Source organism: Curvibacter sp. APW13, assembly GCF_032337135.1.
Lineage (GTDB): Bacteria > Pseudomonadota > Gammaproteobacteria > Burkholderiales > Burkholderiaceae_C > Allorhodoferax.
Genome location: NZ_JAVXZZ010000004.1, coordinates 285,147 through 307,724 on the forward strand (window position 1 = coordinate 285,147; position 22,578 = coordinate 307,724).

The 22,578-nt window shown below is 51.2% G+C and carries 17 protein-coding genes and 1 pseudogene; 15 read left to right on the top strand and 3 right to left on the bottom strand.

Features of this window, described 5'->3' with window-relative positions:
• Positions 1 to 212 precede the first annotated feature (212 nt).
• Together RQP54_RS17130 and RQP54_RS17135 are read left to right on the top strand one after the other, a co-directional pair.
• Positions 213 to 986, top strand: a complete 774-nt coding sequence (locus RQP54_RS17130; RefSeq protein WP_315679648.1) for a WecB/TagA/CpsF family glycosyltransferase — start codon at positions 213 to 215, stop codon at positions 984 to 986.
• Positions 983 to 2,305 carry a UDP-glucose/GDP-mannose dehydrogenase family protein gene (locus tag RQP54_RS17135; protein ID WP_315679649.1) on the top strand — a complete coding sequence of 441 codons (1,323 nt, stop codon included), beginning with the start codon at positions 983 to 985 and terminating at the stop codon, positions 2,303 to 2,305. Before RQP54_RS17130 ends, RQP54_RS17135 begins: the two co-directional genes overlap by 4 nt.
• Before the next feature lie 103 nt (positions 2,306 to 2,408).
• On the opposite strand, the gene RQP54_RS17140 is transcribed toward RQP54_RS17135, so the two are convergent.
• Positions 2,409 to 2,948 carry a helix-turn-helix domain-containing protein gene (locus RQP54_RS17140; RefSeq protein WP_315679650.1) on the bottom strand — a complete coding sequence of 180 codons (540 nt, stop codon included), beginning with the start codon at positions 2,946 to 2,948 and terminating at the stop codon, positions 2,409 to 2,411.
• A gap of 452 nt (positions 2,949 to 3,400) precedes the next feature.
• On the opposite strand from RQP54_RS17140, the gene RQP54_RS17145 reads away from it, so the two are divergent.
• The 5 genes from RQP54_RS17145 (at position 3,401) to RQP54_RS17165 (ending at position 5,700) form a co-directional block, all read left to right on the top strand.
• Positions 3,401 to 4,066, top strand: coding sequence for a hypothetical protein (locus tag RQP54_RS17145; protein WP_315679651.1), 666 nt, complete (start codon positions 3,401 to 3,403; stop codon positions 4,064 to 4,066).
• Between the two features lie 79 nt (positions 4,067 to 4,145).
• Positions 4,146 to 4,724: a hypothetical protein gene (locus RQP54_RS17150; protein ID WP_315679652.1), complete on the top strand. Its 579-nt coding sequence runs from the start codon at positions 4,146 to 4,148 to the stop codon at positions 4,722 to 4,724.
• Positions 4,725 to 4,797: 73 nt separating this feature from the next.
• Positions 4,798 to 5,016: a glycine zipper 2TM domain-containing protein gene (locus tag RQP54_RS17155; protein WP_315679653.1), complete on the top strand. Its 219-nt coding sequence runs from the start codon at positions 4,798 to 4,800 to the stop codon at positions 5,014 to 5,016.
• A 15-nt stretch (positions 5,017 to 5,031) separates the two neighbouring features.
• Positions 5,032 to 5,307, top strand: coding sequence for a hypothetical protein (locus RQP54_RS17160; RefSeq protein ID WP_315679654.1), 276 nt, complete (start codon positions 5,032 to 5,034; stop codon positions 5,305 to 5,307).
• Between the two features lie 9 nt (positions 5,308 to 5,316).
• Positions 5,317 to 5,700, top strand: a complete 384-nt coding sequence (locus RQP54_RS17165) for a hypothetical protein (RefSeq protein WP_315679655.1) — start codon at positions 5,317 to 5,319, stop codon at positions 5,698 to 5,700.
• 428 nt (positions 5,701 to 6,128) lie between these two features.
• On the opposite strand, the gene RQP54_RS17170 is transcribed toward RQP54_RS17165, so the two are convergent.
• Entirely contained in the window at positions 6,129 to 6,998 is an 870-nt protein-coding gene (locus tag RQP54_RS17170) for a GGDEF domain-containing protein (RefSeq protein WP_315679656.1), read from the bottom strand.
• A 431-nt stretch (positions 6,999 to 7,429) separates the two neighbouring features.
• Here RQP54_RS17170 and RQP54_RS17175 point away from each other — a divergent pair, with 431 nt between their 5' ends.
• Entirely contained in the window at positions 7,430 to 7,990 is a 561-nt protein-coding gene (locus tag RQP54_RS17175; RefSeq protein WP_315679657.1) for a BON domain-containing protein, read from the top strand.
• Positions 7,991 to 8,250: 260 nt separating this feature from the next.
• The gene (locus RQP54_RS17180; protein ID WP_315679658.1) at positions 8,251 to 16,923 is read left to right on the top strand and encodes a GH36-type glycosyl hydrolase domain-containing protein; all 8,673 of its coding nucleotides are present in this window, start codon (positions 8,251 to 8,253) and stop codon (positions 16,921 to 16,923) included.
• A gap of 167 nt (positions 16,924 to 17,090) precedes the next feature.
• On the opposite strand, the pseudogene RQP54_RS19815 reads toward RQP54_RS17180, so the two are convergent.
• A pseudogene (locus RQP54_RS19815) lies at positions 17,091 to 17,599 on the bottom strand (transposase); the annotation flags it as partial.
• A gap of 155 nt (positions 17,600 to 17,754) precedes the next feature.
• Between RQP54_RS19815 and RQP54_RS17185 the strand changes: the two are divergent.
• The 6 genes from RQP54_RS17185 to RQP54_RS17210 all read left to right on the top strand — a co-directional run bounded on the left by RQP54_RS17185 (position 17,755) and on the right by RQP54_RS17210 (position 22,347).
• On the top strand, positions 17,755 to 18,069 hold the full coding sequence (locus tag RQP54_RS17185) for a BON domain-containing protein (RefSeq protein WP_315679659.1): 315 nt from the start codon (positions 17,755 to 17,757) through the stop codon (positions 18,067 to 18,069).
• Between the two features lie 250 nt (positions 18,070 to 18,319).
• A complete protein-coding gene (locus RQP54_RS17190; RefSeq protein WP_315679660.1) occupies positions 18,320 to 19,015 on the top strand; it encodes an OmpA family protein in 696 nt (231 codons plus the stop codon).
• Between the two features lie 14 nt (positions 19,016 to 19,029).
• Positions 19,030 to 19,641 (top strand): outer membrane beta-barrel protein, encoded by a 612-nt coding sequence (locus RQP54_RS17195; RefSeq protein WP_315679661.1) that lies wholly within the window; start codon positions 19,030 to 19,032, stop codon positions 19,639 to 19,641.
• A 571-nt stretch (positions 19,642 to 20,212) separates the two neighbouring features.
• Positions 20,213 to 20,500, top strand: a complete 288-nt coding sequence (locus RQP54_RS17200) for a hypothetical protein (protein ID WP_315679662.1) — start codon at positions 20,213 to 20,215, stop codon at positions 20,498 to 20,500.
• A 14-nt stretch (positions 20,501 to 20,514) separates the two neighbouring features.
• Positions 20,515 to 21,474 carry a DnaJ C-terminal domain-containing protein gene (locus tag RQP54_RS17205; protein ID WP_315679663.1) on the top strand — a complete coding sequence of 320 codons (960 nt, stop codon included), beginning with the start codon at positions 20,515 to 20,517 and terminating at the stop codon, positions 21,472 to 21,474.
• Between the two features lie 84 nt (positions 21,475 to 21,558).
• Positions 21,559 to 22,347, top strand: coding sequence for a hypothetical protein (locus RQP54_RS17210; RefSeq protein WP_315679664.1), 789 nt, complete (start codon positions 21,559 to 21,561; stop codon positions 22,345 to 22,347).
• The last annotated feature ends 231 nt before the right edge of the window (positions 22,348 to 22,578 follow it).

The window sequence follows — 22,578 nt, forward strand, 5'->3', positions numbered from 1 at the left end:
ATGCAGGACAAACAGCCGGGCTGCGAGAGGACGGCCAGTTCCAGGGGCTTGTGTGTTCGCGGCCTATCTGAAGGTTTGATCTGACTTTACGGCTCTCGGCTGGACTGAAAAGATGATAGGTCTTAGCCGAATGGACTAATCTGTATGTCACCGCACAGTCCCAAACTACGGAATTTTCTAAATTGCCTGCATCCACCCGATGCAGGCAATTTATGGCTCTTCTCACTCCAACGGCAAACATATCGCTTGCCGGATATTCTATCCGTTCAACCAACTCAGCTGCGTTGAGCGCATTGCTTCAAGAACGCCTAGTTGGGCATATCAAAACCGTACTTGTTTTTGCAAATGCAAATTGTGTCATGCAATGCCAGCACCTGCGAACTTGGTTGAGTGGCGAGAACGTTGTACTGGTTAATGACGGTATTGGTGTCGATATTGCCGCAATGATGGTTGTCGGCCACCGATTTGAGGAGAACCTGAACGGCACGGATTTCCTCCCTTTTTTGTTTACACAACTGGCGACACAACAAAAAGTCTATTTAGTGGGCGGAATGCCCGAGATTGCAGAGCGCGCAGGAAAATTCATCGAAGCAAAATTTGGCCACCAAGTGGTCGGCATACAAGATGGATTTTCAAGAATCGATCCGGTATTACTGCAGACCAGAATAAATTCGAGTGGCGCCGATGTTGTTCTAGTCGCCTTGGGGAATCCTCGCCAAGAGGAGTGGATCAAGGCGAATGCACCAAATTTAAATGCACCACTTGTCATCGGGGTTGGTGCGTTACTGGATTTCCTCAGTGGTACCGTTGTACGTGCTCCTGTTTGGATGAGAGCTCTGCACTTAGAGTGGCTATTCCGCCTAGGGCACGAACCTCGCCGACTGATGCGTCGTTACACCATCGATATTGGGCGGTTCCTTTCGCTATGCCTGCGGTACCCACGAGACCCATTGAAGCAAGTAAAAGCAAACGGAGTCCGACGTTGAAAGTTTCTGTTCATGGTAGTGGCTATGTTGGCCTTGTGACCGCTGCGTGCCTCGCAGATGTCGGCAATGATGTCTTATGCATGGATAGCAATGCATCGAAGATCATTGCATTGCAAGAAGGAAATATCCCCATCTATGAGCCCGGTTTAGAGGAGGTAATAGCCCGCAACGTTAAGGCCGGCCGACTGCGTTTCACCACTGACGTTCATTTTGCTGCAAACTTTGGAACTGTTCAGTTCATTGCTGTTGGTACCCCACCCGGCGAAGATGGTTCAGCAGATATGAAATATGTGATTGAGGTCGCCAAAGGAATCGGCGCCTCAATGACTGACTACAAGATTATTGTGAATAAAAGCACAGTGCCAGTCGGAACGGCTGACGCTGTTCGTTCCACCGTTGTCAATGCTTTATCGCAGAGAGTTCAAGAAATCCAGTTTAGTGTGGTCTCTAACCCGGAGTTTTTGAAAGAAGGAGCTGCCATTGACGACTTCATGCGCCCTGGTCGCATCGTGATTGGCTCGGACGATATGAATGCAACCACCACTATGCGTGCTCTGTATGCACCATTTCAAAGACATCATGATCGACTGATTGTGATGGATGTAAAGAGCGCTGAGCTCACCAAATATGCCGCGAATGCAATGCTTGCTACACGCATTAGCTTTATGAACGAATTGGCGAACCTTGCGGAGTGCGTTGGCGCTGATATTGAAGAAGTCCGCAAAGGTATTGGCAGTGACTCACGTATAGGTTTTGACTTTTTGTATGCTGGCGCCGGTTACGGCGGATCCTGCTTTCCCAAAGATGTAAGGGCGTTACTGCATACAGCGAGCAAGTTCGACGGTATTCACCTAAAAGTGTTAGCGGCAGTTGAAGACGCAAATGACCATCAAAAGCATGTGTTAGGGCGAAAAATCAAGAAACGATTCGGCGATGACTTAACTGGGCGGCACTTTGCGATATGGGGTCTTGCATTCAAGGCGAACACTGATGACATGAGACAAGCAACTAGCTTGGATGTGATTGATGACCTGACGATAGCCGGTGCGACTGTCACTGCATACGACCCAGTTGCGATGATTGAAGCCAGGCGATGTTATTCGGATATGGAAACGGTTCAAATGGCCAACAACGCGATGGATGCATTGAAAAATGCAGACGCACTGGTAATCGTTACAGATTGGAAGGAATTCAAAAGCCCAGATTTCGAGGCCATTCGAACTGCACTCAAACACCCGATGATCTTCGATGGTCGCAACCTCTACGATCCCAAAATGGTACGTTCCTTGGATATCGAATATGTGGCGATTGGCCGGTAGTCCTTTGCAGGGCTTGCGATAACCGGCACTCGAGTCACCATCGAAATTGCTCGATTGACTGCAGTGCAACACAACAGGAAACACTTATGCGCAATAGAAGACTCTATTGAGTTGCCGCTTTCAAGCCTTCAAGACTCAAGATTTGAATTTGTCCTCTTTGGTAATCGATAAGCGCAAGATCTTTCAGAAACAGCGCAGCATCAGTGATGCTGGCACGACGAACTCCCAGCATATCGGCCAAATGTGCATGCGTGAGGTTCAACTCGACGGTGCCGCTGCGCACAGCACTAAGGACAATCCAGGCTGCTAATCGTTGATGTACTTCCTGCCTTTGCGAGAAGGCCGCCATATTCGCAACCTCCTGTGAAACCCTCCACAAATAGCGCCCGAAGGTAAGAAGCATGTGGACATCATTCCTTGTCGCTTTGGCAAGTGCCTTTCCGTCCATTGCCCAAGCAGATCCACTTGTCTGAACTTGCTGGCTGAGCACTCCAGAGCCTAGGCCAAGCGCTTTCTGCAAACACGCAGCCCCTTCATGCCCGATTAAGCCAACCGCCAAGCCTGGCGAACCGAACTGAACAGGGTCTCTGACTATCAGTGCTACGGTTGCTCCACACAAAAAATAAACTTTGGATGAATCCACTTCGGGAGTGGAGAGGATCGCCCCTGCTGCAAGGTGGACTTCTGTGCAACACGAACATAGAAGAGCCTGGCTTTGAGGCAAGAGTTCTTTGACTAGTCCGTTTTGAAGAAGATTCACATAAACCGTTCAATATATGGAGCTTTAGCAGGAGTGAAGTCGACCGAGTCCGGCCAGCAGAATTTCCCTAATGATGTCGAAACGAGATAAGTGTACGAGCCACACTGCCAAGTGGACTGTTCGGTCAGCTTAGCTAGTTTAGTCGTTTGGATGATATGTACGCCAACGTACTCACGAATGGGAATTGGAACTACACTTGCTGGTGTCTAGGATGGATTCGCAAACGTCGCCGGAAGGCGTGAGCTAACACGGTGCCAAATATGCGATACGGAAATCAGCTGCTCGACATTCTTCATATAGTTTTTCACGACACGACACTGCCTTTACTTGAATGCGTGGAAGTGAAGCAAGGGATGGTGCTTGAGCTTTCGCAAACCAATTCAACAAGCATTTATTTTCCAGAGTCAGCTCGTCTTTCGCTGCAAGTTGAGGCACTGAACAGCCCGACTACCGAATTGGCTGTAGTAGGGAAATCAGGGGCTGCCGGTCTGCAGCTTCTGTTTGACTGCGAACCCAGCGTTGAAGATTACGAAAAGAGTACTGTCTCAAAAGTAATACCCCACTGTGTGGTGGTTCAGTCGGGGGCGGTCTGGCGAGCGCAAGGATCTGCACTTCAAAGTCTGGCATTGGCCGAGATCCGCGTCTTCCAGGCGCTAATGATGTGCAATGAATTTATGACAGATTTCATTGCACTGACAGCTCTTTGCAATACACACCATAGCGCGCTACAGCGACTTAGTCGCGAAATATTGCTGCGCCAAGATGAGGCAGAAATTTCTAGCCCATCGATCCCCATGCGAACGATGAAAAACGTGCATAGGATTTCGAACACTGAACTCAAAGAGTGCGCAGCACACCTCGTCGACGTTAATGCCATCGCACTGAGAGGGGGCCTGATTTATCCACTAGACCGTCCAGCGTTGATTCGTGAAAGCTGCTCGTGCTACGACGTCATCAGAGGCAACGATTCCAAGCTATTTTCTTCGCTTCTGAAAATTTAGCTAGTGCGTACGGCATCGAACAGACGCCGCAAGCTGGTCTGCTTAATCTTAGAGAACTCACAACACCTAAGGACAGACCATGAACAACCTTCAACTTCATATCGTCGCCCTGGCGATCGGCATGGCATTCGCCACGCAAGCATCTGCTGATGAGCTTTCAAAGGCGCAATACAAGACTGCGAAGGAAAGCATATCCACGACATATAAGACAGAGAAGTCAGCCTGCGAATCGATGGCAAGTAATGCAAAAGATGTATGTATCGAGGAGGCAAAGGCCAAAGAGAAAATTGCAAAGGCCGATTTAGAAGCTCGGTATTCGCCAAGCGCTAAGACCACTTACAAGGCACGAGTTGCGAAAGCCGAAGCAGAGTATGCCGTCGAGAAAGAGCGATGCGACGACTCGGCAGGTAACGCCAAAGATGTTTGTGTGAAAGAAGCGAAAGCAAAAGAGATTACTGCTATTGCAGATGCGAAAGCGGCAGAAAAAACAAGCGACGCCAAATCCACTTCAAAAGAAAAAATCTCTGACGCTCGAAAAGAGGCTACAGACGACAAAGCAAGCGCTCAATACAAGCTCGCTACCGAAAAATGCGACAGCCAGTCTGGTGCGGCCAAGGACAAGTGTGTTGCTGACGCAAAGCTGCAATACGGCAAATAGCCAACTCCCCGCGTTGTTTCATACTGCTGCACAAGCAGTCGACCGCAAAACTTTACTGAAAAGTGAGTAACAAATGAGAATACCCAATCTTTGGCTATACCGTGCTGCTTTGGCAACCGTTTTCTTAAGTCTAAGCGCTTGCGCCGGCATGACTGAACGAGAGAAAAATACGGCTATCGGCGCGGGTGCCGGGGCCGTTGGTGGAGCCATTATCTCTGGCGGAAGCCCACTCGGAACTGCCGGCGGTGCTGCCGTGGGTGCAGTGATCGGCAATCAAATTGACAAAAAATAGAACTTGGAGCTTCGCATGACATCCTTCCCCCCCTCGAGCCTGAATGACGGCATTGGCGCTAATGCAAAGCCGCTTGTAACCCAAGTGGTTGAGCATGCCGAAATGGACCTCCAACACGGCCTTCAAACTGCGCGTGACAAGTCAGAACAGCTTCTCGCGAAGGTTCGCATCGCAAACGACGCGACAGTCGCCTACATAAAGCGAGAGCCCATTAAGTCTGTTCTATTGGCAGCAGCAGCAGGAGCGGCTATTGTGAGCATCATTAGCCTATTTAGTCGTGCACGCATCTGACTCAGCGTCATGACCCCACCACTCTTGAATATGGCGATTCAGCGCCCAAATTTGCTTTTGAAACATATCGAAGGATATTCGCTTTTACTTCAAGAGGAGTGGGATATTCAAACTGATCATTGGCAACGCCTGGTCTGGTTGTACTCAGTGTTCATTTTTAGTCTTGGTTCCGGCAGTGTGTTGCTTGGAGTTGCATGCCTCATCTCGATAAGTCATTACGGACTGGAATTCCGCACTCTTTGCATCATGCTGATGATCGGTTTAGCCCCGTTTGGGCTTGCATATTTTTCCTGGGATGCAATGAAGAAATTACCAACACCAGGCTCAATGGAACGTTTGTTGAAGCAGGTACGCGCTGATATGCAGGTTCTATCCGAGAGCACCCACTCATGAACCTGGAACGGTCAAATGCAATAGAACACCTAGAGCGTTCTCGGGAAGAAATTCGCCAAACGTTTCTAATGCCTGAGAAGTCATCTGGCCAGCGCGAATCAGATACCGGTTTGCGATCGCTAGCACCTCCTTCATGGGTGGATTTACTATTGTTATTGCCTGTACCACACTGCCTAAAATCAGTTCTACAACTGTGGATGTCATCACAACCAATACGTGATGCTGTCTGCATCGCAAATAACGCCGCACATTTAAAACTTAGCCCAATCGCTCAACGACGCCCATGGACCTTGGTACTGAGTGCCGCTGTAGTTGGAGGAGTGATTGTCAAGACGCCTGCCTGGGGATGGCTATTTAATAGATCAGTGGCCTATTCTGTGCAACCTTCCAAAAGCAAAAATCACAAATTTCCATAGAAAGATGTGCAGCTAATTGCTGAGCCCCACGCCCGGCTCGCAAAATGCGAAACCCGTCCTTGTTCGCTTAGCGCGGTACATCGCGGCATCAGCACTACCTATTAAGCGTTCCGCCGTGTCGCCGTCCATGGGCCATAGCGCGATTCCGATACTCGGTGTAACCATGACTTCTTCGTCACCAACCTTACAGATTCCAGATACGTCTTCGTACAGCTTAGCTGCCAATTGGTGGAGGTCTGCATCGCTTCCAAAGCCAGTGAGCATGCATGCAAACTCGTCTCCCCCAAACCGACTGACCACATCTTCAATCCGAACCGAGTGATTAAGACGCGCAGCGACAACGCGAAGAAGTTGGTCTCCGGCTGCGTGACCATGTGTGTCATTCACCTGTTTGAACCCATCAAGATCCAAGAAGAGAACCGCCAGTTGTAGACCATTTGACTTTGCCCGATTCACCGCTTGCAAAAGACGACTTCGAAACAGCTCTCGATTTGGTAACAGGGTTAGGCTGTCATGTGTCGCACGATGATGAGCGCGCCGCTCACCACCACGTAAAGCCACCAAGCTTTCACGAACTCGCCCCAAGGAGAAACGAGTATCAAGCAACTCTTGCTGGGCAAGCTCTGCTTTTGCGATCTCCCTGCTAATCCCGTTCTGGACATGCTCCAATGCTCTTGCGCACTGAACCACACTCTGCCGAAGAGAATGTACCTCCTCAGGTAGATCCTCGGAAATCAGATTCAGTCGATCGCAGACTGCGGTCAACAAATTTTCTATTTCGGAATAGTCGCATGCATCTGTCGCGTCAGCAGATAGTTCAACTTGGACTTGGTCACTTCTACCGTCCTTGCCTTGCCAATCATTGCGATAGGTTTCGTTCACTACACCATTAGTCAGTGGCATGGCCCCCCCTGTACGACACTAGGTTGAATAGAAATTGGCGCAATCATGGCTTCTCATTCGGAATATGAGGCGGCGCACTATCGTCGCTCTGCTCATTGGGGCGCCGAAGATGCAATATGGGACGGAGAGGTGCTTTAGAGGTCGCGACAACCCCCATTGCGGGATTTTTTTTCTGAGCATTTCCGCCGCTACATACATTCCGCTCGAATCTCAACATAGCCAGTTCTTGGATTGCTTCTGGTGGAATAGTTCGCTTCAATTCAATGTCCTCTTTTGGTCTATAGCCTGACAGGAATCTCATTCTGAGCGGCGATATTCGCAAATCGCAGATGCGGAGTCTGTACGGAAGCGAACTGTTTTCTGCAATTGTTTTGCGCAGAATTGCATGCATGGCTACGTGAGGAAATTCCATGACAACTGACTCTCAAATTCGGAGCAATGTGCTTGAGGAAATTGCTTGGAATCCATGCGTTCACATTCGCAACTTGTCGGTCGTCACCGGGCAAGACAAGGGCGTTGTCACGCTGAATGGAAATGTAGATGACTACGATCAAAAGTGGTTAGCAGGCGAAACAGCGGGGCGCGCTTTCGGCGTGGCAATCGTTCAAAATGAAATTGAGGTTTGTCTGACCGAGGCAAGCAGCAGAACCGATTCGGAAATTGCACAGTCCGTTAGCCATGCATTGGCATGGCTAAGACACATTCCAAATGCCAATGTTCAGGTTAGTGTGGTCAGCGGCCGTATCTATTTGACGGGCATTTTGCGCTGGGAATTCCAGAAGCAAGCGGTCACTCGAAGCCTGCGGACACTCTCGGGCATCCGAGATTTAAGCAATGAAATTTCGATCTCGTTGCAATTGGAACCGACTCATCCATATGCGATCAGCAGCCAAGAAAGCTTTGCTTTACAGCGCCTACCGCATGCCAACTTGGAGTTACTGACCAAGCCAGCCACGGGGATCTTTCCATGAATACGGGAACCAATCGTGCAGGTTCATCACACCCAACTTGTCCCTGGAGTACTGCATCATTTGGGAAGCCACCCGACACTTCTCCCAGTGAATTGGCTTGCCTGGGGGCTCATCTTGAAATTTGTCGGCAGGCTCGCGGGCGACTCTTTCTATTGGAATGTCAGTTGGAGTCCGCAGTTGCTTTTCTTACATCTCGGGTTGTTACCAGCGCCGTCATTTTGACCGCATTCGTTGGGTCCATCATGCTGGCTCGATAACCCATGCGTACCAACGAACTCAAACGATTGGTACCTCAATCATCACATTCACTTTGCAAACTTTTAAATCCCGGGGACGGAGGGCTAGATGCACCGATTCGCTCTGAGATATTTGGCAAGCAACGGTTCTCACAACATGGCCACAGCTTAGGACTCACTCATCGAGTCACGAAGTTCGCAAAAACTTCCGAAACGTTTGCACCACGACTTCGGATCAATATTTCAAGGTTACGGAGTTCATATGAATACATAAGCGCGCAAGCCAGTGCAGGCTATGACATCAGTCCTGCGGCTGAATGGCTTATTGAGAACTTTCATTTGCTGGAAGCTCAGTTCAAGGAAGTGAGCGATGGAATTCCAAGAAGGTACTTCAATACGCTGCCTTTACTCGTCCATCCACCGCTATCTGGTCTTCCGCGTGTTTACGGCATTGCGTGGGCATTCGTGGCCCATACGGATGGAGCATTTGACGAGGATCTGCTCTGCCATTTCCTCTTGGCCTACCAAGAAGAATGCGAGCTCCAACTTAGCGAAATTTGGGCACTGCCAACAACATTGCGCGTCGTGCTCATGGAGAACATGCGTAGGCTTGCTGAGCGTGTAGCCGCAAACAAGGCTGCGCGTGAATTGGCCAATGTTGTTTGCGACCACCTCACTACATTCAGCATAGACGTTCTATCGAGCCTTCTTGAATTGCTCAACTCGCGTGGAGTTGGTCAGGTATTCCTGGCACATATGTCTCATCGTATGCACACGATCAACACCACGCACCGCCCTTATCAGAAGTGGCTAATGGATGTAATGGCAGATTTAGCGGAGGTCCAATCTCAACTGCGAGCAGGTCAAGCCGCGGACAACCTTAGCGTTAGCAATGCCGTAACTTCTCTCCGCTCAATTGGAGACACCGATTGGCCAGAGATCGTAGCCAAGACGAGTGGGCTCGTGCGCCTGCTCATGACATCAACAGTCTTTGCGTCGGAGCACACTTCCACGCGAGACAGAACGCTTCACAGCATTGAAAGAATGGCACGGAGCTCTGGTAAAAGTGAGCGCACGATTGCCACAGCTGTCCTACAGAAAATGGGGGAGGAAACATCATCAAAAGTGATGTATTCAGTGCCTAGCTATTGGCTCGAAGGTCCCGGGCGACCTGCTCTGCGTGCCAAGCTGCATTGGCCCGAGCCGCCATTTCAGGCCCACATCTCTATGCTGGTCCACAAGTTCTCACCTTATCCATTCGCAATCTATCTTTCGACTTTGTGGTCTTGCACTGCATTTGTGATTGTCTGGCTATTGCTAGCGATGGGACCGAGTGTCATTCTCACGCTGCCATCACTTGGTGAATTCGGTTCTTGGGGAATGGTGGCCTTGCTACTTGTGTGTCCTGTTTCTGAATTTGTGATAGCTCTCTTGAATAGGATGATTAGTGAATCAGTGCACCCCAAAGCACTACCACGGTTGGCTTTTTCTGATGGTCTCCCGTCAGAGCATCGGGTGATCGTAGTCATCCCGTGCATGCTGACCGACACGGTCAACATCAGCCAGTTAGCTCATCGACTTCACCTGCACTACTTGGCCAACCCACTAGAGGAAGCTCAGTTTGCGCTTCTAAGTGACTGGGGAGACGCACCAGCCAAAGAAATGCCAGGTGATGAGATACTGCTGAAGTATGCAAATGAACTCATCCAAAAGTTGAATGCCAAACATGGACGAAAGTCATCAACTTCGCCAAATTCGCCCTTAATTCCCCCCCGATTTCTCTTGCTTCATCGAGCGCGCGAATACAGCAAGAGTGAACAATTTTGGATGGGATGGGAACGCAAACGAGGAAAGCTGGAGCGGTTGATTAGCACGCTCGCTATGGGTCAAGGCGAGAGCTTCTTTGATTTCGGCGTTGACTCATTAATTTCCAGTGACACCAAATATGTCGTCACGCTTGATAGTGACACACAGTTACCTCCAGGAAAACTACTCGCACTCGTAGGGATCGCAGCTCATCCATCGAATCAACCGTGCTTGGATGCCACGGGGTTGCGTGTTGAAAGTGGCTATGCAGTCCTTCAACCTCGGATCGTTACACCATTGCCACAATCACGGTCTGTTACGCCATATCACTGGATGTACTCAGGTCAGATTGGAATGGACCCCTACAGCGCAGCATGTTCAGAGGTCTACCAAGACGCATTTGGTGAGGGGACATTCAGTGGCAAAGGTTTGATTCATGTTCATGCTGCACATCACGTTCTAGGTTCACGCCTGCCTGAATCACAAATTCTGAGCCACGATCTGCTGGAAGGTGCACTTGCAAGGTGTGCTGCGGTTACAGATGTAACACTTGTTGAAGAGTCGCCTTTCCATGCGGACGTAGCCGCCTCACGCGCACATCGCTGGATGCGCGGGGACTGGCAATTGTTGCCACTTATTCGCAATGCCAAAGCTTATGGAATTACAGGCATCAATAAGTGGAAGATGGTTGACAACTTGCGCCGAACTCTGCTGCCACTCTCGTGCATTGCGCTATTTATTCTTTCACTTGCAGGCCGGGGTTTACCGTTAGAAACTGTCCTTCTTGTGTATTTCTTAGCCTATGGAGCTGGGCCTTGGATAGCTGCCATTGCAGGCTTACTTCCAAGTCGGAGTAACCTATCCTTGCCCCACTTCTACGCCCAGGCCGTGACAGATTTCAAGCGAGCACTCAGCAGCAGCATATGGAATTTTCTTCAGTTAGGGTTTCACAGCCTGCAAAGTCTTGATGCAATAACGCGTGCGCTGTACCGTAGTGCCATCAGCCGTCGCCACTTATTGGAATGGACTACAGATGCTGCTGCACGACTCAGCGTAAAGGATAGTCTCTTCTCCTTATTTTGGCGACATCGAGCAATTCCAATCCTCGCAACAGCCACCGCCTTCGGCCTGGCATGGGCAGGAAAACAATCTGCAACTGGAATCGGAATGTGCCTGGTGTGGGGCATATCCCCGCTTGGGATCTGGTGGGTAAGTCGCACCTACAGCACTTCCAGAAGTGCCGATCTCAGCGAAGGCGACAAGGACTACTTAGCTTCAATTGCGAGAGAGACCTGGAGATTCTTTGAGAAGCATGTCACCGCAGGGGACTGCCATCTTCCACCAGACAACGTTCAGTTCATCCCATATGAACTGGTCGCGCACCGGACATCGCCCACCAATATTGGACTGTATTTACTCAGCACGGCTTGTGCCCGTGAATTTGGCTGGATTAGCACTCAGGAACTAATCATTCGGCTGCAAGCCACGCTCGCAACACTAAGGAAAATGCCCACATATAGAGGCCATTTTTTCAACTGGTATGAGACTCAGACCGGAGAGCCGTTGCTGCCTCAGTACGTTTCTACAGTGGATAGTGGAAATTTGAGTGCTCATCTGTTGTGTGTTGCCCAGGCTTGCCGAGCGTTAGCGCAAACGACTGAAATTGCTAGTTCATGGCCACAAATCTCACGTCAATCAAGCATTGCGACCTCCGAGGCAATGCGAAATTCTCGAATCCACATAGGCCAGCTTCTGTCCATGCGGAAAAAACTGACGGTTGAAGGGCGTAGGTCTCTAAGGTGCGCTATCGCTGATCACCGGCATACATTTCGCTCGGCAAACCTTGCTTTGGTACAAGATGCAGGGGAAACTTTATTGCATCTGGCCCATCAATTCGAAACCCTTGCGTGGGCTCCTGAATTCGAATTCCTCTACCACCCCCGCAGGCAATTACTGCACATCGGCTATCGAGTCCAAGAGCAGCAATTGGACTCTGGTTTTTATGACCTGTTGGCATCCGAGGCTCGCCTTACTAGCCTTGTTGCGATTGCAAAAGGAGATGTTCCGGTGACTCACTGGGCAGCATTGGGGCGCATGTTCTACGCACTTGGCAAGACCGCCGGCCTGCGCTCATGGTCCGGGTCAATGTTCGAATACCTAATGCCAAGTTTGGTCTTGGGAGAGCCGGAAGGCAGCGTACTTCGCGACGGGACATATGTTGCAGTTCAAGAGCAGATGCGATACACGGAAGCGCTGGGGATACCCTGGGGAATATCTGAGTCCGCGTACAGTGGGCGCGATCACAGCTTGGCGTATCAATATGCACCACAAGGTGTTCCGCGGTTGGCCTTGCGCAGGACACCTACCGATGAACTGGTAATTGCTCCTTACGCAACCTTTCTTGCACTGTTGCAGTCCCCACAAGAGGCTTGTGCAAATCTCAAGGCACTTCAAAATCTTGGCGCACGCCAACATTTTGGTTTCATTGAAGCCTTGGACTACACCCCCGCACGCCAGACCGAGCCAAAGCCCTTCACTGCGGTAGGTGCGTATATGGCACATCATCAGGGAATGAGCATTGCAGCGCTGTCCAATGTCTTGCTCGACGGTGTAGTGCAAAGATGGGGAACGGCACACCCCCGGATTCAGGCATACATGTCTTTACTGCATGAACGAGCGCCAAAAGAAATATCTCGGCTCTATCGACTACCAAAGGGAATTCCGGCCCAAATGCTGCGGCAACGCAGTCCGGGCCTATTGCGCCAAGTAGCTCCAGGTTGTCTAGGTGTAGAACCAACACACCTCCTGTCGAATGGACGCTACCACGTGACACTTCGCGCAAATGGCGCAGGCCACAGTAGCTGGGGGAAGACATTAATCAGTAGGACGCGCGACGACGCGCTACGCGACTCCTTTGGAAACTTCTTCTTCCTTGCCAAGTACAAAGACGGCCGAATCTCCGGCAACAGCGATGAGAATGCCGGTCCTCTTGAGCTTGTCTCGTTATCTCAGCGCCCTGCCCCCGATGAGAAGGCGGAGTACCGCTGTTCATTTCATGCGGACCGAGCCACTTTCACTGCAGATTGGGAAGAGTTGCATTGTCAAACCACTGTTTGGGTAAGCCCTGAAGATGACATCGAACTTCGGCAGATTGAACTTCACAACCTCCAAAATGACGTCATAGAGTTAGAGCTAATTTCATTTTTTGAAGTGGTGCTCACCGACGTACGTTCCGATGAATCACATCCCGCATTTGCAGGTCTCTTTGTACGAGCGCAATGGCTTTCCGAGCAGCAGTCACTTGTATACCAACGAACCCCGCGAATTGACTCGGACGTCAATGTACATGCTGCACATTTCTTAGCTCACTCAGGTGCAGAAGTACTAGACATTAGGTACTGCGTAGACCGTCAGTCATGGTTCGGGAGAAACGCAAATCGGAGCCATCCACAGTTGCATCCGGGAAGCTTGCATTTCACGGCTACACCGTCGAACTCCATGCAGGATTTAACAACCGGTCTTGATCCATGCGCGGTCTTGTCAGTAAGAGTCCGATTAGAGCCTAATGCAAAGTCCAAAATCACATTTGCGGTCGCGGCCACTGACTCAGAGTCCACATTGCATGCCGTTATCGACAAGTACCGACAAGCAACCCACATTCAGCGCTCCTCGCTTATGTCAGCCACCTTGGCTGGTATTCGCCTGCGTTCATTGCGAATCGGGAGTGAGAATTTTGCCGCGATTCAAACGATCTCCACCGCACTGCTCACAACACTCAGTTCGGTTGATCACCAGAAGTCCAAATTTTCGACATCAACAAATCCTAACGCTGATACCAAGCCTTCTGACATTGTCTGTGATCGAAGGACATTGTGGCGGTTGGGCATATCAGGCGACAAGCCGCTGATCCTTGTGAGCGTTGGCGTTCTCCAAGGATTGGGGCTTCTTCGCTCACTCACCCAAGCATTGCGCCTATGGTCATGGTCAGGCGTTAGTTGCGACATTGTTGTCATTAACAACGAGGTAAATACGTATCAGATGGGCTTAAAGCACGAAATCAATACTCTGCAGAACAAGGTGACACAGGATTGTGCGACTATGCCATTGCTAGTTGCCATGCATGTTTTCCGCAGCGAGGAGTTGAGTATTGAGGAAAGCCAAACGCTGCATCGCCTTGCTCGCATGCACCTGGCCGCCGATGGGCGACCTCTTTCTCATTCCATTCGGGACTGGTTGAATGGGCATGAACGTTACAAGCGAAGACACCGTGACAACCCGCACGAAGTTGTAGGAGTTCCCCCCCTATTGGCGAATACTTCCTTTGCACAGTTGGTGGCCACAGCGAGAAGAACTCCAATGGAAAAGCTGCACGCGGATTTTGCTGAAGGTGGGCGGGCATTCCAATTCGAAGTAAGTACCACCCACCGCCCTACACGCCCCTGGTCGAACGTGTTGGCCAATCCAAATTTTGGATCATTGATCACCGAGAGTGGAGGTGGCTATTCATGGGGAATCAATAGTCGGCTGAATCAGATTACTACGTGGTCTAACGATCCAGTTCTGGACCCACCGAGCGAATGGCTCTTGATACAAAATTTAGACACACGAGAGGTCTGGCACGTATGCCCTAGCGCCTGGGGTGATCAAAATGCCACATACCAGATTACGCACACTTTAGGTTGCACAAGCGTCAATCACAAGAGAGGTGCCCTTGAAATTGAAGTCAAATACTGGGTCCATGTGGATAGCCCACTGAAGACCATCGAATTGCGAGTTCGGAATCACTCCGTCTCACCGATCCATCTACGCTTGGTAAGCCTGCATGAATGGGTTTTGGGCTCAAGCAAAGCAGACAGGGCAACGACCTCCACTTGGAGTCAGAAACTTCACATTGGCTCACGAGTTTGCACGGTGCTCGGATGCACCCAACAGGCAGAAGAATCCGGGTTTGGTCGCGGAACCGCCTTTGTCAGTTTCACTGCAACTGAGCCATCAAGTGATTCAGAATTCAATAGTGAAAATGACTGGACATGCGACCGTCGGGAGTTCTTTGACGAGCAGGGACGTTTTATTCTCCCCGACAAACTGGGAAAATTTGCTGCGGCGGGATGTGATCCATGTGCCGCACACGCTTCGACCATTCGCATACGTGGTGGTGAGGAGAAAACTGTTTGTTTTTTGCAGGGATATGCGAAGTCCCCTGAAGAGGCGCTCGAAGAAGTTCGAGCACATGAATCAAGGGTGATGGAGGGCGTCCCTGGGTCGCGCACATCACTTGCAAAAGTGAATGCCCAGTGGGCAGAACTGAACGGAGCTCTACAAGTTTCCACGCCAGATTCGAGCTTCGACTCCATGGTAAATCACTGGCTCTTGTATCAGGCAGTCTCATGTCGTTTGTGGGCCAAAGCAGGTTTCTACCAAGCTGGAGGCGCCACAGGTTTTCGTGACCAATTGCAAGATGCGATGGCATTGGTCTGGGCATCGCCGAAATTGTTGCGCGATCAAATCCTGCTATGTGCATCGCGCCAATTTCATGAGGGCGATGTTCAGCATTGGTGGCATACCCCGTCCGGGGTGGGTGTCCGAACGCGATTTTCAGACGACCTGCTCTGGCTGCCTTACGCAGCACTCCACTATCTTCGCGCCACTGGTGATGCCACGATGATGGAGGAAGTGCTCTCATTTCTGGAGGGCTCTCAAATTCCCAACGGCCAAGAAGACCTGTACTTCACTCCCGCTGCGAGCTCGGAGGAGGCAAGCGTTTACGAGCACTGTGCACGGGCTATCGATCGCAGCTTACGCACAGGCACCCATGGTCTGCCGCTAATGGGAAGCGGAGACTGGAATGACGGAATGAATCGTGTAGGCCCCGATGGCCGTGGCGAATCTGTTTGGCTCGGCTGGTTTGTTTGCAACGTTACAAAAGGCTTTTCCAAACTGGCAAGGCAGCGCGGTGACTTTGAGCGAGCAGTGAAATGGGAAGCCGCCTTGAGTAAAGTGGAAGCATCGCTCACCACAGAGGCCTGGGATGGCTCATGGTTTAAGCGTGCTTTCTTTGACAGTGGACAAGATTTGGGTTCGAGTGAATGTATTGAATGCCGAATTGATTTAATTGCACAAGCATGGAGCGTACTTTACGGCGAATGCAGTTCATCGCCGACCCAAGACTCGTATGGTCTGAACAACGTCACGCCGACATCTATGCAAAAGGCAGATGCTTTGGATTCTATGCATCGCCATTTGTTTGACCCCAACAGCGGACTACTGCAGCTGCTTACACCGCCGTTTAAATTGAGCCAGCCCAGCCCTGGCTACATCCAAGCGTATCCGGTTGGAGTTCGAGAAAACGGCGGCCAATACAACCATGCTGGCGTGTGGGGACTGATGGCACAAGCACAAGCGCACAGAATGGCGCTACCTACCGCACTAGCTCAGCAACGTGCTGATATCCCTTATATCTACTTTACCTCTATCAGTTCAGCACACCGAGCAAAACATGAAATTTGGGGGCAAGCATATGGACTCGAACCCTACGTAATAGCTGGCGATGTCTACTCGCAGCCCCCATATGTTGGACGAGGAGGCTGGAGTTGGTATACAGGGGCAGCTGGGTGGCTATACCAAGCAGCTATTCGATCAATTTTCGGACTTGATCGAACAGCAAGCAGCTTATCGTTCTCGCCATGCCTACCCTCTCACTGGAATGAAGCATCAGTTTCTCTGCTTCACAAGAATTGCCAGCTACATTTCCGTCTCGTTAGAAAAACTGAGCCAGAGGTATTGGCGACGCTATCCCCTGGTGAATTGCTTCTGAAACCAGAATTCGAGCTCGACTTAACACGGCTCGAATCCTGCTACCGATACGTCATCCCTATCTTGAAATCTCGATAGATCGCGGGTGGCCGCTGTTTCCTTTGCCGATTGACGTACTTCAGCCATGGATAGATTCAATGTATCAAGCCATTGATACGCTCCACGGTCTGAATCGTCCCGGTTTTCCTAGGAACCACCGACCCGATGGAAATAGCGATTCTCGAACGCTAAGGGCATCACGCCACCAGGTACAAACAGACTTGATGAACACGGTTGTAGGTAGTGTCTGTGACCCATGCCCGTATGGACTGGTCAGGCGTGAACTGTCGATTCAAGTGGTTGGGGGCCACGAGAGCGAGGGCGCTCCACAGCGTTTGCCCGGGCGTCGGTGCTACCCTGCTCTGCGAGCGCAGGCCTTCCTGGCGTAGCAACCGCACACGGTGTACTGGTTCGTGGCATTGAATGAATGCGTATCGTACCCGGACAGCTTGGCAAAGTATGCTGCTGCACTTTTTCGGGATGTCACGCGCCTCGGTGACCCGTTTGAGGTCGGCCTTCAAAAGGCGTAGTTCTTCGGTCTGCGACAACTGCTCTCGGCATTGGCCTGCAGGGGGGACTGCTCCTTGATCTACTTGTACAGGCTGTGCTGACTCACGCCCAGTCAGGATGCGAATTTGGCTACGAGGTGACCCTTGTCAGCTTACTGCCCGACAGCTTCGATATTGAATTCTTCTGGATACCTTTCGTTGCTCATGGCACTTTCTATTAGGCCTCAGGCTTGAGGTTCGAAGGTGTCTATGGTTTCGGGGCCATTCAGATATACATGGCGGTTGGTACGCTGACGCACTGACATGCGGAGTCATCGCCACTAAATTGGAGCTTCACAAACGACCTTATGGAGCTCTCACCATGAAATTGATAACCGTCACTGCCGCCACTGCGGCGTCATTGTTCTTCCTAACTGCCGGGGGATGTGCTGTATCTCGTGGGCAGGAGTCTGTAGGGGCATATATCGACGACACCGCAATAACTACTGCCGTGAAAAGCCGCTTTGTCGAAAACAAACAAGTTGATGCCTCGGCCATCAGTGTTGAGACCCTCAAAGGTACCGTAATGCTTTCCGGGTTTGCAAAGAACACCACTGAAAAGACGACAGCCGAAACGCTAGCGTGGAATGTGAAAGGCGTTAAAGCTGTAAAGAACGAAATTACCGTGCGTCCCTAAATGCAGACGGATGAACTGCTGACAGTCATCCGCTGGATTTCGAGCTTCGCCGATTTCATGCCATGTGTATTTGCAGAAATCATGTAGATCGCAACAAATTTGCATTTGGAGGTACACGTGGCGAGAACAGTTATCAACTGGCACTAAACAGTGCGAATCGCAATGGTGATGATGCGGCAGTCACTTCACGCGGCCTACCTTCCAGCTAAACACGCAGGATTTCATTCATTCACCCTATTGGAGCAACAACATGCGCACCGATCGACGACTCCTGCTGACAGCCACAGTGCTCGCCAGTTTTATTCCTTCAGCAATGGCCCAACCCAAACTTCAAGAGGGCTACCTGACAGACGGATCTGGAAGATTCGTAGGCAGTGCGACACCGTCACAATGTTGGCATACAGGCAGTTGGACGCCAGCTTTGGCTCAAGAGCCCTGTGACCCGGTTATTAAAAAGAGGACTGTGGCCGCTACACCAGAACCGGAGAAAGAAACAACTTCACCGGCTCCGGCAGTGACAAGTCCCGTGGCTGTGGCAGCCATTGCACCACCAACCACATCTCGCATCAACCTTTCAACCGATACGCTGTTTGGATTCAACGACTTCACCCTGACCGACAAAGGGGAAGCCCAGCTAAACGAGTTGGTCGAAATGATCAGGGGTGCTGACTCCTATCAGATCCACATCATCGGCCATACCGACCGAATCGGCAGTACTACATATAACCAAAAACTCTCCATGCAAAGGGCCAATGCAGTACGAGACTATCTCGAAGCCAATGGGACAGATGCATCTCGGATCAAAACGTCTGGAATGGGTGAGACAGAACCCATGACCGCGCAGGGACTCTGCAAAGGAAAGGTGAGCCCTAAGCTAATCCAATGCCTTCAACCTGATCGCCGCGTAGTTGTTGAAATTGATGCAACAAGTACCAGCAATCGCTGAACCGAGGACAAACCATGAAAAATATTTCAACCCTGCAAAGCAGCTACAAAACGGTCGCATCGGTGATGCTTTCCGTGGCACTATGGGGACCGACGCATGCACATGCTCAAATCAACTCGACAAATTCAAACTTGCCGCTGACCTACATTGGCCTGAGCTTTGGCGCCACAGACCTTTCACAAAGTAGCAACGACTTCGGATTGATCCCCAACAGCAACCGCGGTCATGCAACGCAACTAAATTATGGTGTGTATGTCCCTCAGGACAATTTCGGTTTTGAGATTGGCTACATCGACTTCGGTTCAGCAAGTCGATCTGGAGGGACCACACGTGCCGAAGGAATCAACCTGAGCCTTATTGGACGATTACCTCTCAACGAAGTCTTCAATTTGCTGGGAAAGATTGGTACCACTTATGGACACACCAATGTCTCCGCTGCAGCGGGATCTGGAGCTAGCACTGGTACTGTTGACGGATTTGACTGGTCCTACGGAATTGGCGCAGAGCTCACACTCGTCCCCTCTGTTTCCGCAGTGCTTCAATACGATGAGCACTACCTAAAATTTGCCGGTGATCACAGCAACCGCGTATATGCAACCACGCTGGGGCTGCGTTATCGCTATTGACCTGTCTGTCTCCTAGCGCTGCCAACCCGCTCGCGACAAACGGGTAATCGCGGATGCGAAAAAAAGGTTCGACCATTCACAAAAGCGCCAAATCGAATCACGCATCACCAGGGCCCGATTGGAGGCCACGTCGCCGATCACTGGGAGGCACCCCAACGTTTTATTCCTTGGCGCGGTAGGCGCACATGCTATCGGTAGTTGCGCTTGAGAGTGACACGGGGGCTGTGACCACACATCTTGAATCTCAAATTTTGGCCAATGCAGTCCCCGTCACCACAGGTGGTACGACCAGACGCACCACTTTGCGCTTGAACGGCGACGAATTCCTCCACTGGCTTCCTGCATTGAAGCGTCACGCGCACATCAGCCCATCGCATATTTCCAGGGAATCGCTGCACCCGACTTCCCTCTTATGACGCCCGAATCGCGCTCAACGGTCAGCATTGGCAGATTCGGTTAGACCCCAATGTTGCAGTGCGCAATGCTGCATCGGTATGTTGTGCATCGCACCGACATGATTGGCACAGACCCATACATTGGAACCATTTCAACCACGTATCGGAGCAACGAAATGACCATGAGCCGCGATGAGTACACCGCCAAGTTAAAACTCGAACTCGACGAATTCAATATAGAGATGCAGGAGTTGGAGAGCAAGTCGAGTGAAGCAAAAGCTGATGCCCGTGCCAATTACAAGAGCGAATTGCTCAAGTTGCGCAATCAGTCCGATAAAGCAATCGCAAAGCTGGAGCAGCTGCGCGATGCAGGAGACGACTCCTGGGACCAAATGGTCAAGGAAGTGGACAAGATTCGCCATGCTTTTGTGCATTCCATCAACTATTTCAAAGCACAGTTCTGATCTGGGCATAGACCATGGATGCGGTGACTCCTACCCACTACTCGGTATTGGAGGTACCGAGCACGGCCAGTGCAACCGACATTAAAAGAAATTGGCGGAGATTGGCCAGGAAAAACCACCCGGACGTTAGCAGCTCCAATGATGCGGACTCTCGCATGACGGCGCTGAACATGGCGTACGGCGTTCTTTCCGATCCGGCCAGGCGAGCCGCATACGATTCAATACTGTCGGAATCAAAGAATCGACCGAAGCCTGGACATGTACGGAGAACCACGGCGGACTCCGGGTGGAACGAAGGTTTTGACTTCACAACATCGAAAGCAAAGGCCCGGGATCCGAATCCATTGTTTGAACAGCTTTTCACAGAAGCCATGCTGCAGCGTCACGGGCCAAAGCGAGAAGACCAACAGCCTGATCCACAAGCAACCATTGAGCTGAATCTGAGAGATGCGTATGAGGGGGGGGTAAAGACCGTTGTCGTACGCATCGCGCCAACAAGCACGACAGACAGAAGCACAGTCGAACAGCGCTACCAGGTAACCATTCCAAAGGGAGTTTTTGAAGGACAGCGGATTCGCCTTGCATGTCGTGGTGAGGCGGGCTCAGATGCCCCAGAGAGAGACTATTTGCTCTTGAGCGTGAAGTTCAAGCCAGATCGGCTCTGGCGCACAATGGGCAGAGACGTATTTGGCGGCCCCGTATTGCTCGCTCCTTGGGAAGCAGCGCTGGGCGTAAGAGCAAGAGTTAGCACGCCGACGGGTGCGGCCGAGGTGATCATTCCGCCCAATTGGAAACACGGTCGCTCACTTCGGTTGAAAGGTCGGGGGATTCCGGGGGGAACGGCCAATGCAAATGCTGGCGACTTGTATCTCGAACTCGCTGTTGTTCTTCCTGCTGCAGAGGGAGTGGCTGCGTGTGAAGCATATGCCGCTATGTCCCGCGCATTTCCGTCCTTTTCACCACGCATGTATTAGTCGATGGCGTATCCACACCGTCTACTGTCAGGTCTGCGGGCGCGCGCATCGGTGCGCTTTTACCAACATGTGGCACCCTTAGTCATGCACGGCTGGGTCAACAGTGCGTTTTGCCGACGCAAACTGGGTATGCCCCATGGCCTGGATGCGAAGCTGATTGTTTCGCTTACTTCTTATCCCGCACGCTTTGCCACTTTGCATCTGACACTCAAGTGCCTATTGATGCAGACCGTGGCTGCGGACCACACCATCCTGTGGATAGCGCATGGCGACAAGTCAGCGCTGACGCCGGAGATTCTGGGACTACAGGACGAAGGCTTGGAGATCGCCTATTGCGATGACCTGCGCTCCTACAAAAAAATCATTCCAACGCTCAGGCGATATCCAAACGACTATGTCGTAACGGCTGATGACGACTTGTACTACTGGCCCAATTGGCTTGCTGAACTGCTTGGCAGCTACAAAGGCATGCAACAAGAGGTGGTATGCCACCGGGCACATCACATAGCGCTAGGCGTGGACCATCTACCCCTATCGTATGCACAATGGGAGCACGAAACCACTAGACAGGATGATTCCACCTTGACATTCCCAACCAGTGGAGCTGGGGTGCTCTATCCACCGCATGTCTTTCACAAGGCTGTGCTCAATGCCTATGCGTTTGAATGGCTATGTCCCAATGCAGATGACGTGTGGCTGTACTGGATGATGCGAAAAAACGGCGCGATTGCACGCAAGATTGGCTCGGTGAGGCCGCTTATCTGCTGGGCAAATTCACAGAGTTCCGGACTTGTTCTGGATAACGTGCTGGCAGGTGGCAATGATCAGAAGATCTCCAAGCTGATCGCTACTTTTGGTTGGCCGGGCAACTAAGTACGCCAACGCCACAGCCCTCAACGCCTTACGCAGATAGAGTGAGTTGGTTGAGATCACCGGCATACCTCGCCGGTGGAATTCCACGCAGTACCCGGCGGCAGTGAAAGTACTCAAGGTGCGTTCAGCTGTTCGGGCGCTTGGTGGGCATTTCGAACTACTTCCGCCTGCACCGCGGACTTCAGATGCCTGCGCGCGATGCTGCTGTGAATAGCTCCTTGCTCAGCGTCA

Excerpts from the sequence above, each read along its gene's own strand:
- RQP54_RS17175 (WP_315679657.1), top strand. The coding sequence starts at position 7,430 with ATGACAACTGACTCTCAAATTCGGAGCAATGTGCTTGAGGAAATTGCT.
- RQP54_RS17150 (WP_315679652.1), top strand. The coding sequence starts at position 4,146 with ATGAACAACCTTCAACTTCATATCGTCGCCCTGGCGATCGGCATGGCA.
- RQP54_RS17200 (WP_315679662.1), top strand. The coding sequence starts at position 20,213 with ATGACCATGAGCCGCGATGAGTACACCGCCAAGTTAAAACTCGAACTC.
- RQP54_RS17185 (WP_315679659.1), top strand. The coding sequence starts at position 17,755 with ATGAAATTGATAACCGTCACTGCCGCCACTGCGGCGTCATTGTTCTTC.
- RQP54_RS17190 (WP_315679660.1), top strand. The coding sequence starts at position 18,320 with ATGCGCACCGATCGACGACTCCTGCTGACAGCCACAGTGCTCGCCAGT.
- RQP54_RS17195 (WP_315679661.1), top strand. The coding sequence starts at position 19,030 with ATGAAAAATATTTCAACCCTGCAAAGCAGCTACAAAACGGTCGCATCG.
- RQP54_RS17180 (WP_315679658.1), top strand. The coding sequence starts at position 8,251 with ATGCGTACCAACGAACTCAAACGATTGGTACCTCAATCATCACATTCA.
- RQP54_RS17210 (WP_315679664.1), top strand. The coding sequence starts at position 21,559 with ATGCACGGCTGGGTCAACAGTGCGTTTTGCCGACGCAAACTGGGTATG.
- RQP54_RS17205 (WP_315679663.1), top strand. The coding sequence starts at position 20,515 with ATGGATGCGGTGACTCCTACCCACTACTCGGTATTGGAGGTACCGAGC.
- RQP54_RS17160 (WP_315679654.1), top strand. The coding sequence starts at position 5,032 with ATGACATCCTTCCCCCCCTCGAGCCTGAATGACGGCATTGGCGCTAAT.
- RQP54_RS17155 (WP_315679653.1), top strand. The coding sequence starts at position 4,798 with ATGAGAATACCCAATCTTTGGCTATACCGTGCTGCTTTGGCAACCGTT.
- RQP54_RS17165 (WP_315679655.1), top strand. The coding sequence starts at position 5,317 with ATGACCCCACCACTCTTGAATATGGCGATTCAGCGCCCAAATTTGCTT.
- RQP54_RS17130 (WP_315679648.1), top strand. The coding sequence starts at position 213 with ATGGCTCTTCTCACTCCAACGGCAAACATATCGCTTGCCGGATATTCT.